Source organism: Roseateles cavernae (assembly GCF_040187885.1).
Lineage (GTDB): Bacteria > Pseudomonadota > Gammaproteobacteria > Burkholderiales > Burkholderiaceae_C > Roseateles_E > Roseateles_E cavernae.
The window spans coordinates 41981-57117 of record NZ_JBDPLH010000015.1 but is presented as its reverse complement, the minus strand read 5'-3'; the positions used below and the strand labels follow the sequence as shown (position 1 = coordinate 57117).

Annotated in this window: 13 protein-coding genes and 1 pseudogene; 6 read left to right on the top strand and 8 right to left on the bottom strand. The window is 69.2% G+C overall.

Annotated elements, in window-relative coordinates; translation table 11 throughout:
* Positions 1-32 precede the first annotated feature (32 nt).
* Positions 33-1772: an acetate--CoA ligase gene (locus ABGI63_RS24230; RefSeq protein WP_349745126.1), complete on the top strand. Its 1740-nt coding sequence runs from the start codon at positions 33-35 to the stop codon at positions 1770-1772.
* Here the strand turns inward: ABGI63_RS24230 and ABGI63_RS24225 are convergent.
* From ABGI63_RS24225 to ABGI63_RS24210, 4 genes are read right to left on the bottom strand one after another with little or no spacing between them, the layout of a single operon-like run.
* A complete protein-coding gene (locus tag ABGI63_RS24225) occupies positions 1738-2487 on the bottom strand; it encodes a hypothetical protein (RefSeq protein WP_349745125.1) in 750 nt (249 codons plus the stop codon). The genes ABGI63_RS24230 and ABGI63_RS24225 overlap by 35 nt on opposite strands.
* A 35-nt stretch (positions 2488-2522) precedes the next feature.
* Positions 2523-3089, bottom strand: coding sequence for a hypothetical protein (locus ABGI63_RS24220; protein WP_349745124.1), 567 nt, complete (start codon positions 3087-3089; stop codon positions 2523-2525).
* Positions 3086-3322, bottom strand: a complete 237-nt coding sequence (locus ABGI63_RS24215; protein ID WP_137945174.1) for a helix-turn-helix domain-containing protein — start codon at positions 3320-3322, stop codon at positions 3086-3088. The genes ABGI63_RS24220 and ABGI63_RS24215 overlap by 4 nt, the downstream gene beginning before the upstream one ends.
* A 14-nt stretch (positions 3323-3336) precedes the next feature.
* The gene (locus tag ABGI63_RS24210; protein WP_349745123.1) at positions 3337-3894 is read right to left on the bottom strand and encodes a DUF2975 domain-containing protein; all 558 of its coding nucleotides are present in this window, start codon (positions 3892-3894) and stop codon (positions 3337-3339) included.
* A gap of 161 nt (positions 3895-4055) precedes the next feature.
* Between ABGI63_RS24210 and ABGI63_RS24205 the strand changes: the two genes are divergently transcribed.
* The 4 genes from ABGI63_RS24205 (at position 4056) to ABGI63_RS24190 (ending at position 9268) form a co-directional block, all read left to right on the top strand.
* On the top strand, positions 4056-5111 hold the full coding sequence (locus ABGI63_RS24205; RefSeq protein WP_349745122.1) for an aldo/keto reductase: 1056 nt from the start codon (positions 4056-4058) through the stop codon (positions 5109-5111).
* A gap of 34 nt (positions 5112-5145) precedes the next feature.
* Positions 5146-5556: a DUF2946 family protein gene (locus ABGI63_RS24200; protein ID WP_349745121.1), complete on the top strand. Its 411-nt coding sequence runs from the start codon at positions 5146-5148 to the stop codon at positions 5554-5556.
* Between the two features lie 80 nt (positions 5557-5636).
* The gene (locus tag ABGI63_RS24195; protein ID WP_349745120.1) at positions 5637-7769 is read left to right on the top strand and encodes a TonB-dependent receptor; all 2133 of its coding nucleotides are present in this window, start codon (positions 5637-5639) and stop codon (positions 7767-7769) included.
* 2 nt (positions 7770-7771) lie between these two features.
* A complete protein-coding gene (locus ABGI63_RS24190; RefSeq protein ID WP_349745119.1) occupies positions 7772-9268 on the top strand; it encodes a PepSY domain-containing protein in 1497 nt (498 codons plus the stop codon).
* Here the strand turns inward: ABGI63_RS24190 and ABGI63_RS24185 are convergent.
* The 4 genes and pseudogenes from ABGI63_RS24185 to ABGI63_RS24170 form a co-directional block, all read right to left on the bottom strand.
* A pseudogene (locus ABGI63_RS24185) lies at positions 9266-9625 on the bottom strand (hypothetical protein); the annotation flags it as partial. The gene ABGI63_RS24190 and the pseudogene ABGI63_RS24185 sit on opposite strands and share 3 nt — an antisense overlap.
* Positions 9626-9849: 224 nt before the next feature.
* Entirely contained in the window at positions 9850-11475 is a 1626-nt protein-coding gene (locus tag ABGI63_RS24180) for a hypothetical protein (protein WP_349745118.1), read from the bottom strand.
* A gap of 55 nt (positions 11476-11530) precedes the next feature.
* A complete protein-coding gene (locus tag ABGI63_RS24175) occupies positions 11531-12520 on the bottom strand; it encodes a porin (RefSeq protein WP_349745117.1) in 990 nt (329 codons plus the stop codon).
* Positions 12521-12585: 65 nt separating this feature from the next.
* Positions 12586-14034, bottom strand: coding sequence for an aldehyde dehydrogenase family protein (locus tag ABGI63_RS24170; protein WP_349745116.1), 1449 nt, complete (start codon positions 14032-14034; stop codon positions 12586-12588).
* A gap of 115 nt (positions 14035-14149) precedes the next feature.
* Between ABGI63_RS24170 and ABGI63_RS24165 the strand changes: the two genes are divergently transcribed.
* A complete protein-coding gene (locus tag ABGI63_RS24165; RefSeq protein ID WP_349745115.1) occupies positions 14150-15133 on the top strand; it encodes a Bug family tripartite tricarboxylate transporter substrate binding protein in 984 nt (327 codons plus the stop codon).
* The last annotated feature ends 4 nt before the right edge of the window (positions 15134-15137 follow it).

Sequence of the window (15137 nt, the reverse complement as noted above, 5' to 3'; positions counted from 1 at the left end):
AGCGGCTCGTTGGAGCGCGAGGCGGAGGCCCGATGACCACCAAGCAACAAGAAGATGCCTACCTGGCACTGCACAGCGCGTTCCGCTGGCAGGTGCCCGAGTATTTCAATATCGCCGAGGCCTGCTGCGGCCGCTGGGCCCGCGACACGCCCGAGGCCACCGCCGTGCTGTTCGACAGCGACAGCGGCTGCCGCGCGCACTACAGCTACGGCCAGCTGCAGCGCGCCGCGAACCGGCTCAGCAATGCGCTGCGGCGCCTGGGCGTGCGGCGCGGCGACCGGGTCGCGGTGGTGCTGCCGCAGCGTTTCGAGACCGCAGTGGCCCAGATTGCGATCAGCCAGCTCGGCGCGGTGGCGATGCCGCTGTCCATGCTGTTCGGCCCCGAGGCGCTGGAGTACCGGCTGCAGGACAGCGCTGCGGTGCTGGCCCTGGTCGAATGCGCGGCGCTGGAGGCGCTGCGTGGCGTGCGCGCGCGCTGCCCGGCGCTGCGCCATCTGATCGTCGTCGGTGAATGCCAGGCTGACTGCGACGAGATCGGCTGGATGGCCGCGCTGCAGGCCGAGGATGCCCGCTTCACGGCCGAGCGGACCAAGGCCGACGAGGCCGCGGTGCTGATCTACACCAGCGGCACGACCGGCCCGCCCAAGGGCGCGCTGATCCCGAACCGCGCGCTGATCGGCAATCTGAGCGGCTTTGTCGCAAGCCAGAACTGGTTCGGCTTCGACCCGGCCGCGCCGGAGAAGGGCACGCAGGCGGTGTTCTGGAGCCCGGCCGACTGGGCCTGGACTGGCGGGCTGATGGATGCGCTCTTGCCGACGCTGTATTTCGGCCGGCCCATCGTCGCCTACCAGGGCCGCTTCGCGCCGGACAAGGCCTTCGAGCTGATGGCCGCCCATGGCGTGACCCACACCTTTTTGTTCCCCACCGCGCTGAAGGCGATGATGAAGGCGTTGCCGCGGCCGCGCGAGCGCTATGCGCTCAAGCTCGAGGCCATCATGAGCGCCGGCGAGGCGGTCGGCGATGCGGTGTTTGCCTACTGTCGCGAGCAGCTGGGCGTGACGGTCAACGAGATGTTCGGCCAGACCGAGATCAACTATGTGGTGGGCAACTGCAGCCGCTTCTGGCCGGCCCGGCCCGGCAGCATGGGGCGGGCCTATCCGGGCCACCGGGTCGCGGTGATCGACGCCGAGGGCAAGACCTGTCCCCCGGGCGTGGCCGGCGATGTGGCGGTGCACCGGCGCGATGTGCACGGCCATCCCGACCCGGTCTTCTTCCTGGGCTACTGGGGCCGCGCGGACGCGACCCGGGCCAAGTTCACCGGCGACCCCGAGGACAGCTGGTGCCGCACCGGCGATATGGCGCTGCAGGACAAGGACGGCTACCTCTGGTATCAGGGCCGCAGCGACGACGTCTTCAAGTCGGCCGGCTACCGCATCGGCCCCAGCGAGATCGAGAACTGCCTGGTCAAGCATGCGGCGGTCGCGAACGCTGCCGTGGTGCCCAAACCCGATGCCGAGCGCGGCGCCCTGGTCAAGGCCTATGTGGTGCTGGCCCCGGGGCGGCACGGCTCGGCGGCGCTGATCGCCGAGCTGCAAGCCCATGTCAAGGGCCGGCTGGCGCCCTACGAATACCCGAAGGAGATCGAGTTCATCGAGGCCCTGCCGATGACCACCACCGGCAAGCTGCAGCGCGGCGTGCTGCGGCGGCAGGAGGAGGAGCGGGCGCGGGCAGCCGGCGTTACTGCGCCCTTGAGCTCGTCAGCCGCACGCTGAGCCGGGCATCGGCCGGCGCCACCAGGCGGGCTGCGTCGGGCCAGGGCTCGGCGCCGGTCAGCGTGGTGCAGGGCGGGCTGGGCTTGTCCTTGGGCGCGTCGGGGTCGCGGTCCTTGGGCTCGGCCGCCAGCGGCAGGCCCAGCAGCTGGCCCTGCTCGTCGCGCCACTCCAGCTCCCATTTGGGCTCGGCGCTGCAGACCCGCACGCCCTGGATCTGCGGGAACAGCCAGCGGGCATACCAGGGCAGCAACTCGCTGCGCAGGGTGCGGGCGATGCCCATGATGCGGCGCACCGTGGCCATGCTCAGCTGCTCGGGCGGCGTGGTCAGGCGGATGCGGCCCTGCATCTCGGCGGCGCCGCGCGGGATATTGCTGGCCAGCTCGGCCCCCTTGGCCTGTTCGGGCGGCAGCAAGGGCAGCTCGAAGCGGCCCTCGGCGTCGACCTTGATCGGCAGATAGCCCTCCTCATGGGCCACCGCCAGCTTGGGCGCGGGCTGGGCCGCGAAGGTCTTGGGCCCCAGCTTGAAGTCCATCACGATCAGGCCCTGGCCGTATTTTCTCAGCCCCTGCAGCATGGTGTTCATGCGCTCGTAAGGCATCGCGGCGGGGTCGCGCACCAGGCCGACCTGGACGGTGTCGAGCTGGGCGGGTGGCGGCGTCTGCGCCAGTGCAGCGGGCAGGGCGATGAAGTACAGCAGCCAGATCGGCTTGGTCATGGGGGACTCCCTGGTTGATCGGATGGTTTGTTGGCTCAGCGTCTGCACTTGCCACGCGCCTCGGCCAGCAGCCAGAAGGGCGCGCTCAGCAAGCCCATGCCGGCGCCGGCGAACTCGCCCTTCAGGCAGTCGCCGTCGGCGCTTTTCGCGATGTCCTGGCCCAGGCGCTGCTGGGTGGTCTCGGGCAGGGATTTCGCCCGCGCCGCCTCCGGTGCGCTCAGCGCGGCCTGGCGCACCGCGCGGCGGGTGCCCTCGCTGTCAAGCAGCGAGGGCAAGGGAGCGGAGGCGGGCGACGCGGCGGAGGGGCTGGCGGCGAGCGCGGGCGCTGGGGTGTCGGGGACCGGCGGCGCGCTGATCGTGTGGGGGGGCGTCCGTGCTACGGCGCGTGGCTGTGGGCTGCCAGTCGGTCTGCGCGCGGCCGGTGCCGGCTGTGGGCGGGTTACTGGTCTAGACAGGGGCTGCAGGCGCAGGCTGATCAGCTGCCGCTCGGGTTTGTGCACCGGTGCGGGCGAGTTCCCCTGCGTCAGCAGCAGCCACAGCAGGCCGTGGATCAGCACGACCAGCAGCAGCGCCAGCCGGGCCCGCATCGTCTTTACCCTCATGCGTCCGGCCCCTCGCCGGGCGCTTCCGGCCCGGCCTCGTAGCCCAGCAGATCGCCGGGCTGGCAGTCCAGCACCGCGCAGATGCGCGCCAGCGTCTCGAAGCGCACGCCGCGCACCTTGCCGGATTTCAGCAGCGAGAGATTGGCCTCGGTGATGCCGATGCGCTCGGCCAGCTCGCGCGAGCGCATCTTGCGCCGCGCCAGCATCAGGTCCAGGGTCACGAGAATGGGCATGCCGCTTGCCATGCTCAGATGAATTCGGCGTTTTCGTCCGCCACCCGCACCGCCTCGCGCATCACCGCAGCAATGGCCAGCAGCATCAGGCCGAACAGCAGGCACAGATAGTGTTCGGACGACAGCGTCAGCGCCAGCTGGCGCTCGCCGGGCGGGTTGCCCAGGGTCAGAGCCAGCAGGGCCAGGGTCTGGCCCAGCGGCATCGCCAGCGCCAGGCCGACCAGTGCCAGGCCCAGGCGGTGCAGATGACGCACCGGCGCCAGCGCCAGCAGCTCGCCGCGCGCATAGCAGCCGAACAGGCACCAGACCTGCCACATCGCCCAGGCGCCTACCAGGGCCGGCAGGGCCGAGGCCGCGAGTCCGGCCAGGCGGGAGCCTCCGTCCAGTTGCAGGTTGGCGGCGCTGGAGCCCCATTCCTGGCGTGCCACCCGGGCCACCCACTCCGGCTGGCTCCAGAACAGCAGGGGCAGCAGCAGCTGGGCCGCACCGCCCACCAGGGCCAGCAGGCGCACCAGCCGTATCAGGCCCTGGATGCGGCGCTGGCCGCCGAAATGGCTGGTGTGGGTGCTCATGGTGGCCATTTGTTGACAAGAAATTTACTGTAAAACAATAAAAAATAGATGTAAAGCAAAAAGTATCCGGGCGCATAGCGATCGGGGATGGCCGACCGCGACTTGCGGCACACTGCCGCCTGATCAGGCCTGCATGCCGCAGGAGCCAGGAGTAAAGAAAGATGGAATTCACCACATTGGGCCGCTCGGACTTGCGCGTCAGCCGGCTCTGCCTGGGCACGATGACCTTCGGCGAGCAGGTCGACGAGGCCGCCAGCCATGCCTTGCTGGACAGCGCCGTGGCCCAGGGCATCAACTTCATCGACATGGCCGAGATGTACCCGGTGCCGGCCCGCGCCGAGACCTTTGCCGATACCGAACGCATCATCGGCCGCTGGCTCAGCAGCCGGCCGGGCCTGCGCGAGAAGCTGGTGATCGCGACCAAGGTCAGCGGCCCCTCGCGCGGCTATGGCTGGATACGCCAGGGCTCGCCCGATCTGACGGCCGCCGACATCATCAGCGCCTGCGAGGCCAGCCTGCAGCGCCTGCAGATCGACCATATCGACCTCTACCAGATCCACTGGCCGGCCCGCCATGTGCCGATGTTCGGCGGCCAGTTCTTCGAGCCTGCCAAGGACCAGCCGGTCACGCCCATCCTGGCCCAGCTCGAAGCGCTGGGCCAGCTGGTCAAGGCCGGCAAGGTGCGCCACATCGGGCTGTCCAACGAGACGCCGTATGGGGTGGCCGAGTTCGTCCATCTGGCCGAGCAGCAGGGCCTGCCGCGCGTGGTCTCGGTGCAGAACGCCTACAGCCTGGTCAACCGCGTGCCCGAGAACGGGCTGGACGAGGCGCTGTACCGTCACCAGGTGTCGCTGCTGGCCTACTCGCCGCTGGCCTTCGGTACGCTGACCGGCAAGTACGACGCCAGCGGCCTGGCCGACCCGGCGGCCGGCCGGCTGGCCTTGTTCGAGAGCATGAAGAAGCAGCGCTGGGCCCGGCCCGAGACGCTGGCGGCCGCGCGGCGCTACAACGCGCTGGCCCTTGACCATGGGCTGACGCCCACCCGCATGGCGCTGGCCTGGTGCTATGGCCGCTGGCAGACCGCCAGCACCATCATCGGCGTCACCAGCCAGGCCCAGCTCGACGAGGACATCGCCGCCTGGGGCACGGTGCTGGCACCCGAGCTGCTGGCCGAGATCGACAAGGTCCGCTGGGAGATTCGTGACCCGGCGCAATAAGGCGGATCGCGGCGGCGCCTAGAATCCGCATCCGATGCCCAAGCGCAAGCCCTCCCTCACCCACCGCTGCACGGCCTTGCTGGCCGTGCTGGCGTTGCTGTGGGCGGCCCTGGTGCCGGGTCTTGCCCACGCGCTGCAGACCCGCTCCGACAGCGTCTGGGTCGAGGTCTGCACCGTGCAAGGCCCCGGCTTTGTGCGCCTGGACACGGCGGCCCTGGCCGAGGATCCGCTGGCGCCGCTGGAGCTGGGCAAGAAGAGCAGCGCCTGGGGCGAGCACTGCCCGCTGTGCACGCTGCCCATCGATCACGCGGCCCCGCCGCCGACCCTGCCCGCCGGCGCCTCGCCGGTGCTCGGCTTCGAGCGCCCGCTCGCTTTCTGGCGCGCCCCGCGCCTGCTCGCCGTCTGGGCCACAGCCCAGGCGCGCGCGCCCCCGCTGACGACCTGACAGTCCCTTCTTCGCTCCCACCGATTTCGCCGGCCCTGCCTTCTTGATGGCAGCGGCCGGCCTCACTGTCATGTCCGTCAATGAAAAAACATCTGATCAGCGTGCTGGCCATGCTGGCCTGCGCCCACGCCCGTGCCCATCAACATGAACAACTGCAGCCGGTCCTGGTCACCGGCAGCGCCCAGCGCAGCGACCTCGACGAGGCCGCCGGCAGCAGCTCCCGCCTGGGCCTGAGCCTGCGCGAGACCCCGGCCAGCGTGACCGTGGTCTCGCGCGACGAGATCGAGCGGCGCGCCTATGCCAACACCCAGGAGGTGCTCAAGAGCGTGCCCGGCGTGGTCTTCGCCGACCCGCCGGGTTCGGCCGGCACGGTGTTCTACCGCGGCTTCGGCTCGGGCTCGCTGTCCCAGCTCTATAACGGCATCAGCGTGCAGTACGACGCGATCGCCGCGCGGCCGCTGGACAGCTGGATGGTCGAGCGGGTCGAGGCCATCGGCGGCGCCTCGAGCTTTCTGAACGGCTCCGGCGCGGTCGGCGGCACGATCAATGTGATCAGCAAGATCGCGGACCGCAGCGGCGACATCAGCCGCCTGCGCCTGGGTCTGGGCGACCGCGGTGCCCAGGGCTCGGCCAGCCTGCAGCGCGGCGTCGGGGGCCAGGTCTTGCGTGTCGAGCTGAACCGCAACGAAGGCGCGCTGTGGACCCAGGGCCGCGAGCGCACGTCCTGGCAGGCCAGCGCCTCCTGGCTGGCGCCGCTGAGCGCCGGCCTGACCCACACCCTGGCCGTCGAGCGCCAGCATGAGAAGGTCATGCAACCCTACTGGGGCACGCCGATGCTGCGCGCGGCCGACGGCACGGTGCCTGCCGGGCAACTGAAGTTCGATGCCGCCACCTTGGGCGTCAATTACAACGCGCTCGACGGCCGCTATCAGCAGGACGTGACCTGGGCCCGCTCGATCCTGGAATGGCGCCTCAGCGAACGCACGCGGCTGAGCCACACGCTCTACCTCTACGACGCGCTGCGCGACTATGAGAACGTCGAGACCTATGTCTTCAAGAACGGCAATAGCGCGGTCGAGCGCCGCGATGCGCTGCTGCAGCGCCATGACCAGCGCGTCTGGGGCAGCCGCACCGAGCTGAGCCACGGCAGCGAGATCGCGGGCCTGCGCTCGGACTTCGCGGCCGGCATCGATTGGAGCTTCAACCGCCAGACCCGCTTCCCGCTGTCGGTGGCCGGGCCCTTCGGCAGCACCGATCCCTACCAGCCCGCCGCCAGCTACTTCTACAGCACCCCGGGCATCAAGCCCGGCTACAGCCCTGGCGCCAGCAATCTGCTGCGCACGCTGGCGCTGTTCGTCGAGAACCGCACCGTGCTGGGCGGCGGCTATGCCCTGGTCAGCGCCTTGCGCTGGGACCGCATCGCGCTGGATGTGCGCAACTACCGCACCGTGACAGCCACCAATCCGGCCCTGTTCACGACCGACTTCAAGCCGCTGACCGGCCGGCTGGGCCTGGTCAAGGACCTCAGCAAGGATTGGCAGGTCTATGCCCAGGCCAGCAGCGCCGCCGACCCGCCGTCCGGCGTGCTGGCCACGGCCGGCGCCAGTGCGCTGCGCAGCTTCGAGCTGACGCGCGGCCGCCAGGTCGAGATCGGCAGCAAGCTCGCCTTCGACCAGGGACGCGGCCAGGCCACGCTGGCGTTCTACGACCTGCGCCGCAAGAACTTCTCCATCACCGACCCGAACGACAGCACGAACGCGCTGCCGGTCGGTGCGCAGAGCAGCCGCGGCCTTGAGCTCAGCGCGCAGTGGCGGCCCAGCGCCCAGCTGCGCCTGAGCGGTCAGCTGAGCCACACCCGTGCGCGCTACAAAGCCTTCACCGAAGGCACGGTCTCGCGCGCCGGCCAGACCCCCGCCAATGTGCCGAGCTGGGTGGCCGGCGCCGCGCTGGACTGGCAGCCGCTGCAGAGCCTGGGCCTGGGCCTGGACTGGCGCCATGTCGGCAAGCGCTATGCCAATGTCGCCAACACGGTCTGGGACGGCGCCTACAACCTGGTCGGCGCCAGCGCCACGCTGAAGATTGACCGCCAGACCACGTTGCAGGCCCGCGTCGACAACCTCGGCGATGAACGCTATGTGGCCAGTCTTGGCAGCAGCCTGCCCTATCTGGGCGCGCCGCGCAGCCTCAGCCTGGCCATCGACTGGAAGTTCTGAGCATGAGACTCAAGCGTTGGCTCTATCTGCTGCATCGCTGGGCCGGTATCGCGCTGTGCCTGGTGATGGCGCTGTGGTTCCTGTCCGGCATGGTGATGATGTATGTCGGCTATCCCAAACTGACCCCCGCCGAGCAGCTGCAGGGGCTGGCGCCGCTGCCGGCCCAGGGCTGCTGCGTGCCGCTGGAACAGGCGCTGCAGGCCGCTGGTCTGGACAAGGCGCCGACGCAGTGGCGGCTGGCCACGGTGGCCGGCCAGCCGCGCTATCTGTTCAGCGACGCTCGCGGCAAGAGCGTGGCCGCAGTCGATGCGCGCAGCGGCGCGCGCATCACCGGCGTGGACGAGGCCCAGGCCGTGGCGGCGGCCGCGCACTTCGCCGGTGGCGCTGCGGCGCGCAGCCTGGGCCCGGTGCAGGAAGACGCCTGGACCCATTCGCGCGCGCTCGATGCCCACCGGCCGCTGCACCGGGTCGCGGTCGATGACGGCCGCTGGCTCTATATCAGCGGCGTCAGCGGCGAGGTGGTGCGCGATGCCAGCCTGAGCGAGCGGACCTGGGGCTGGCTGGGCGCCTGGCTGCACTGGCTCTACCTCTTTCGCGGCGGGGCGCTGAATGCCTGGTGGACCGATATCGTGATCTGGCTGTCGCTGGCCGGCGGCGTGCTGGGGCTCAGCGGCCTGGTGGTCGGCCTCTGGCGCTGGCGCTTCAAGGGCCGCTACAAGAGCGGCTCGCGCTCGCCTTATCGCGGCCGGATGGCGCGCTGGCACCACATCCTTGGCCTGCTCGGCGGCACGCTGGCGCTAAGCTGGGTGATCAGCGGCCTGCTGTCGATGAATCCCTGGAAGGTCTTCGAGGCGCAAGGGCTGAAGCCCGATCGCCAGGCCTATGCCGGCGGCCCGCTGCAGGCCGGCGCGGCGCCGCCGGCCGATCTGGTGCTGGCCCGTCTGGCCGCGCAGGGCTTCGAGGCGCGGCTGCTGGAGTGGCGCCGCATCGGTGGCTCGCACTACGTCTGGGCCCAGAGCGCCAGCGGCGCGTGGCTGCTCGATGCGCGAGGCGAGGTGGTGCCAGGTCTTGACGAAGCGAGCCTGGTGGTGGCGGCCCGCGCCATGCTGCCCGGCGCGCCGCTGCTGCAGCGCCAGTGGCTGCGCGGCTACGATGCCCACTACTACGCCCGCGAGGCCCACACGATGACCGGGCAGCGCGAGCGCCCGCTGCCGGCGCTGCGCCTGGTCTTCGGCGATGCGCTGGCCCACCACATCGTGCTGGACCCGGCCAGCGGCGCGGTGCTGCAGGTCAGCAACAGCCGCCAGCGGGCCGAGCGCTGGCTGTTCGCCTTTGCGCACAGCTTCGATCTGCCGCAGCTGCTGGCGCTGCGTCCGCTATGGGACGGCTGGATGCTGGTCTTCAGCCTGGCCGGCCTGGGCCTGAGCCTGACGGGCGTGGTGATGGGCTGGCGCCGGCTGCTTCGCCCGCCGGCGCATGCGCCAGGCCAGCAGGCCTAGACCCGCGCCCAGCAGGCCCAGGCTGCCTGGTTCGGGCACCGCAGAGACGGCGGAGAAGCTGAAGTCGTCCAGCGCGTAATAGCCTTGCACGCCGTGCACCGCCACCGCGTCCACGCGGCCGGCGTAGCCGCTGGCCAGAAAGGCGTGGCTGCCGTCGGCGCCTGGCGCCAGCGGCAGCGTGGCCGAGCGATGCACCTCGACGCCGTCGAGAAACAGCACGAAGCTGACCGGCGAGTAGCCCGACACATGGGCGCCGTCGAACACGAAGTCCTCTGCGGCGCTGATCAGCGGTCCGAGCGTCGCGAACTGGGTTGCCGGGTCGGACGGGTCGGCAAAGTCGGTGAAGATATTGCGCATGCCCGACGCGGGCTGGTAGGGGCTCCAGGGCGTGCTCGGGTCGCCGTCCGGGTACTCGTAGTCACTGTGGAACCAGCCGCTGAAGCCAAAGCCCTGGTAGCTGGCCGGCATGGCCCGGGTGCTGCCGGGCGGCAGATCGTCGAAGCTCAGTACGCCGGCATGGGCGGTGGATGCGCCCAGCAGCGCAAGGGATAGCAGCAGAGTTTTCATCGCAGCGCTCCTGATCAATCGAAGAGCACGATGCCCTGGTCGGACAGCAGCACCGGGTAGTCCGCCACCGGCAGCGCCTTGATCTGCAGCTTGTTGCCGACCGCGTCGTTGAGCGCGACCGTGTCGGAGGTGTTCAGCGCATAGACCCGGCCGTCGACCATGTCGACCAGTCGCGGGCGCAGCGTCGGGTTGCCGGCAAAACGGGGAAAGTGGAATTTGCTGCATGTGATGTCGATAGAGGCTTCGGTGGTGGGGCGCGGCAGGGCATCGACCTTGCGCCAGACCGCGATCAGATTGCGCACCACGCCACCGGGCTCGTTGCGCGTGTAGGCCTGAACGGTGTAGCCATAGGGCTTGCTGCAGCCGGCGTCCGGCACGAGCTTGAGGCGGTTGTCGAAGATGGCGGTGACGTGCTGGTAGGCACGGTAGGCCACCTTCTGGCGCTTGACGGTCTGGTCGCCGTTCAAGTAGGGGGTGTCCACATTGCCGTCCCAGGTGCCGGTCTCCAGCAGGCCTTTGACGTTCTTGGTCGCGTCGTAGTGCAGGTCGACCAGGGTGAAGATGCTGGACTCGACGCCCCGCGAGAAGTCTCCCAGCAGTCGCCGCAGCAGGTATTTGGCCTGATCTTCCTCGGTCCAGGCCAGGCCGCACAGCGCGTAGTACAGGCAGGGTCCGGACGGTGCGCCGTTCTCGTTCTGGCGGATGCGGAAACCATGCACTTCGACCATGTCCTTGAACCACTGGTACTTGGCCAATTCGCTGGGGAAGTTGTCATGGTCGACCGACGCGTAGTACGGGTGATAGGCGACCGCCACATCGGCGGCCGGCACGCCGGGGCCGCGGTTGGCGGCGAAGTAGTCGACAGCCGTCTTTGCATAAATGGAGCTCGATGTGGTCGAGCCACCCATGACGCCAGCGGTGAAGGAGCCAATGGTCAGCTTGGCCTGGGGCTGGATGCTCTTGATCAACTGGGCCACCTCGACGATCAGCTGCGCATACTGATCGACGGGCACATGTCCGTCCGGCTCGTTCCAGATCTCCCAGTCGGTGACGCGAGCGGTCGGCTGGCTGTAGCGTGTCACGGTGGCGCGCACATAGTCGAGGAACTTCTGCTTGCCGGTGCCGGTGGGCAGCGCGCCGGCCAGATTGCGGGTGCCGCAGTTCAGGCAGCCCGGGCGCTCGTTGCCATAGCCCAAGAAAACATAGGGCTCAACACCCCGGGCGAGCGCGCCATCGACGATCTTGTCGAGCTTGGCGAAGTCGTAGCTGGCAGGCTGGGTGATGACTTTCTCGATGTCGTGCCAGCCCGATTGCACGCGTACCTTCAGCGCGCCGGTGGGGCCCAGATAGCTCTTCCACAGATCGAAGCTGCTGTAGTCGCGGTCGGTGGTCTCGCCGCCGATGCCAAAGGGGTGACTCAGCCCGGCGGCGCGGATCTCGGCGGCGCTGCGCGTGCGGACCAGGCCGAGGTAGCCGAAACGGGCCGCATCCTTCGCATGGATGGGCCCGTTGGAGAGCACCTGCGGCGCCAGCGGCACGCGCGGCGGCGGCGCGGTCTGGGCCTGAGCGAGCGTCGTCAGCAGCAGGGCTGCCATTGCGGCGATTGTCGATGCCGCAAGCGCGGCGTTCTTCTTGATCATGGCTTGTCTCCAGGATTGAGTGCGAGGCAATCAGGGCGCGCTCGGCGCCCGTGGCTCAGAAGTTGTGCTTGAGCCCGAAGTCCACGACGGTGCTGCGGGTCAGCGCCTTGCCGGCGACCGTGCCTTGTTGCTTGGAGCTGCCCAGATCGCTGTAGACCGAGGTGCGCTTGCTGAGGAAGTGCTCGTAGCCGACGCCCAGCTTGGTGGTGTTGTTATTGCCGCCCTCGGGGTCCAGCCGCGCCACGGCGAACCGGGCCAGATGGTTGCCCACCGGCATGCTGGCGGCCAGCGTCAGGTTCTTCGCGGCCCGGCCGCTCACCTCGGCGCTGGTGAAGGAGACGCGGGGGCGGATGAAGCCGAAGTCATAGGCGCCGCCGATCAGTGCAACGCGGTTGTTGCTGGCCTGGCGGTCGAAGCCGGCGGCCAGATAGAGCGCACCGGCCGTGTACTCGATATTGGCGCCCACCGATCGATCGCGCACCCCTTCGCCGGCTGAAACGGCCACATTGCTGCTGAAGCCATGCAGCGTGGGCGAGCGGTAGCCGACCGAGTTGTTCGCGCGCGCATGGCCGTCGATGCGATAGGTCGCCAGCTGATGGTTCAGACTGGGCGAGCCCACGGTGTCCCAGCCCCAGGGGTCGAGCTTGAGCGCGGGCCAGAAGATCGGCACATACTCGCGGCCCAGATACACGCTGCCCAGCTCCTTGCTGTCCAGATGCACGAAGGAGCGAGCCTTCCAGAACACCGGATCGGCCACGCCGGTGTCGCCGAGAAAGCGATGCTCGATCTGGAAGCCGGCCTGCAGCCCGCCGCCCAGATCCTCGATGCCGCGAAAACCGAGCCGGTTCTCCGAGCCATGGCGCAGGTCCCAGCGATTGCCGGCCGGGCCGCTGCGGCCGTTGTTGGCCGTCAGCGCCGAAGTGCCGCTGTTCTGCTTGGTGATGCTCAGGTCCAGACGGCCGTAGATCGTCACACCGGACTGCGCCTGCGCGGCGCCGATCAGGGCCAGCAAGGCCAGCGGCAAGAGTTGTTTTGTTTGCTTCATGCTTGTCTCCTTCTATGAGGGTAGTGATAGGAAAGTGGGGCCGTCTTGGTGCGGCGAATTGAAATTCAGGGGCGGATGTAGCTGGTCTTCGTCTGCGTGAAAAATTGCCGGGCCTGTGGGCCCTGCTCACGGGGACCGAAGCTCGAGGCCTTGCTGCCGCCGAAGGGCACGTGGTGGTCGACGCCGGCGGTCGGCGCGTTGACCATCACCATGCCGGCCTGTAGCCGGCGCTGGAAGTGATGGGCCAGCTTCAGCGAGCCGGTGCAGACACCGGCCGAGAGGCCGAAGGGCGTGTCATTGGCCAGGGCCAGCGCATGCTCGGCATCGTCGGCCGCGATCAGCACCGCCACCGGGCCGAAGATCTCCTCCTGGCTGATGCGCATCGTGTTGTCGGCATCGACGAACAGGGCCGGCGCCAGGTAGTGGCCGGGCCGGCGGCGGTGCAACAGCTCGCCGCCCGCCGCCAGGCGTGCGCCTTCCTCACGGCCCAGCGCGATATAGCGCAGGTCCTGGGCCAGCTGCGCCTCGTCGACCACCGGACCGATCTGGGTGTCCGGGTCCAACGCATGGCCGACGCGCAGCGCGGCCACCCGCGCTATCAACGCATCGCGGAACTTGGTGTAGATGCCCTTGGTGACGATCAGCCGCGAGCTGGCGGTGCAGCGCTGGCCGGTCGAATAGAACGCGCCCTGGACTGCGCAGTCCAGCGCGATCTCCAGATCGGCATCGTCCAGCACCACCAGCGGGTTCTTGCCGCCCATCTCGAGCTGGTAGCGCGCCTGGCGGGCGCTACAGGCTGCGGCCACATGCTGGCCGGTGGCCACCGAGCCGGTGAAGCTGATGGCGCGCACGCGCGCGTCGTCCAGCAGGGTCTGGCCGACCTCGCGGCCGCTGCCAGGGACGAAGTTCAGCACCCCCGGCGGCAGGCCGGCGCGCTGCAGGATGTCCACCAGGGCCCAGGCGCTGGCCGGCACGCTTTCGGCCGGCTTGAGCACCACCGTGTTGCCATGGGCGAGGGCGGGCGCGATCTTCCAGGCGGGAATGGCAATGGGAAAGTTCCAGGGCGTGATGATGCCCACCACGCCCACCGGTTCGTGCCGCACCTCCACGCGCAGCCCGGCGCGGGTCGAGGCATAGAGCTCGCCCTCGGCCTGCAGCGCCTGCTGGGCCTGGAACTTGAAGATCTGCGCGGCGCGCTGCACCTCGCCCATGGCCTCGGGCAGGGTCTTGCCCTCTTCACGGGCCAGCAGCTCGCCGAGCTCGGCGCGCCGTGCCAGCAGCTCGCTGCCGGCACGGTCAAGCACCTCGGCGCGCAGCTGCGGTGACTGGTCGGCCCAGCCCGGCTGCGCGAGCGTCGCGGCGGCGACGGCGCGGCGCGCCAGTGCCGCATCGGCCAGATGAAAGCGCCCGACCCGCTCCTCGGTGTCGGAGGGGTTGATGTTCTCGTAAACCCGGTCGGTGGCGAGCCATTCGCCGTCGATCAGCAGAGGGCTGAGTGCGATGTCTGATGTCATGAATAAAGCATACGATGGATTTTATAAAATGTATAGCCTATACTTTCCAGCATGCGATGAAGTGGCCGAGAGGGCGCCGGATCGCATACCCTTCAGACAAGACATTGGAGACAAGATGAAGCGATCGATGGTGCTCAATACGGTGTTGCTCGCGGCGCTCGCCACAGCGAGCGTGCTTGGCGGCGTGGCACAGGCCTACCCGGACAAGCCCGTCACCCTGGTGGTGGGATTTGCCCCAGGCGGCGCAGCCGACACGGTGGCGCGCCAGCTGGCCGAGGAGCTCAGCAAGCAGCTGGGGCAGCGCGTCAATATCGACAACAAGAGCGGTGCAGGCGGCAATATCGCCACCCAGTCGGTGCTGGGTGCGCCGGCCGATGGCTACACGCTGCTGTTCGCCGCCATCCATCTCGCCACCAACCCCTGGCTGGCCGGCGTCAAGTACGAGCCCAGGTCGGACCTCACCATGGTCAGCCAGATCACCAGCGTGCCGGTGGTGATGTTGACGCCGGGCAGCGGCAGCTTCCAGCAGCCGGTGGACATCGTGCGTGCGGCCCACAAGACCAGCGGCGGACTCAAGGCTGGCTCGGGTGGCATCGGCACCTCCTCGCATCTGGCGCTGGAGCTGTTCTCGCGCAGCCAGAACGTGCCTTTCCTGCATGTGCCCTACCGCGGCGGCGCGCCGGCCAACCAGGCCTTGCTGGCCGGCGAGATCGATGTGATGTTCGACCTGATGTCGGGCGGGCTCAAGCAGATGGTGGACTCGGGCCGCATGCGCGCGGTGGCGGTGATGCAGGACAAGCGCGTCGCCGCGCTGCCCCAGGTCAGGAGCGCGGCCGAGCTGGGCCTGGCGCCCGAGACCTTCATCCGCAGCTGGCAGGGCATTGCCGTCAAGGCCGGCACGCCGCCCGAGGTGCTGGCCAAGCTGCACAAGGCCGTGGTCGCCGCCGCCGCCAGCCCGAGCTTCACCGGCCGCGTCGGCGACCAGCTGGGCTACACCGTGGTCACCAGCAAGACGCCGGACGAGTTCCAGAAGCACTACCTGGCCGAGCTGGGCCGCTGGGGAGCCTTGATCAAGGCCGCCAACATCAAGCCGGAGTGAAGAC

Coding starts and splice junctions, on each gene's coding strand:
- ABGI63_RS24230 (WP_349745126.1), top strand. CDS start 33: ATGACCACCAAGCAACAAGAAGATGCCTACCTGGCACTGCACAGCGCG.
- ABGI63_RS24225 (WP_349745125.1), bottom strand. CDS start 2,487: ATGACCAAGCCGATCTGGCTGCTGTACTTCATCGCCCTGCCCGCTGCA.
- ABGI63_RS24220 (WP_349745124.1), bottom strand. CDS start 3,089: ATGAGGGTAAAGACGATGCGGGCCCGGCTGGCGCTGCTGCTGGTCGTG.
- ABGI63_RS24215 (WP_137945174.1), bottom strand. CDS start 3,322: ATGCCCATTCTCGTGACCCTGGACCTGATGCTGGCGCGGCGCAAGATG.
- ABGI63_RS24210 (WP_349745123.1), bottom strand. CDS start 3,894: ATGAGCACCCACACCAGCCATTTCGGCGGCCAGCGCCGCATCCAGGGC.
- ABGI63_RS24205 (WP_349745122.1), top strand. CDS start 4,056: ATGGAATTCACCACATTGGGCCGCTCGGACTTGCGCGTCAGCCGGCTC.
- ABGI63_RS24200 (WP_349745121.1), top strand. CDS start 5,146: ATGCCCAAGCGCAAGCCCTCCCTCACCCACCGCTGCACGGCCTTGCTG.
- ABGI63_RS24195 (WP_349745120.1), top strand. CDS start 5,637: ATGAAAAAACATCTGATCAGCGTGCTGGCCATGCTGGCCTGCGCCCAC.
- ABGI63_RS24190 (WP_349745119.1), top strand. CDS start 7,772: ATGAGACTCAAGCGTTGGCTCTATCTGCTGCATCGCTGGGCCGGTATC.
- ABGI63_RS24180 (WP_349745118.1), bottom strand. CDS start 11,475: ATGATCAAGAAGAACGCCGCGCTTGCGGCATCGACAATCGCCGCAATG.
- ABGI63_RS24175 (WP_349745117.1), bottom strand. CDS start 12,520: ATGAAGCAAACAAAACAACTCTTGCCGCTGGCCTTGCTGGCCCTGATC.
- ABGI63_RS24170 (WP_349745116.1), bottom strand. CDS start 14,034: ATGACATCAGACATCGCACTCAGCCCTCTGCTGATCGACGGCGAATGG.
- ABGI63_RS24165 (WP_349745115.1), top strand. CDS start 14,150: ATGAAGCGATCGATGGTGCTCAATACGGTGTTGCTCGCGGCGCTCGCC.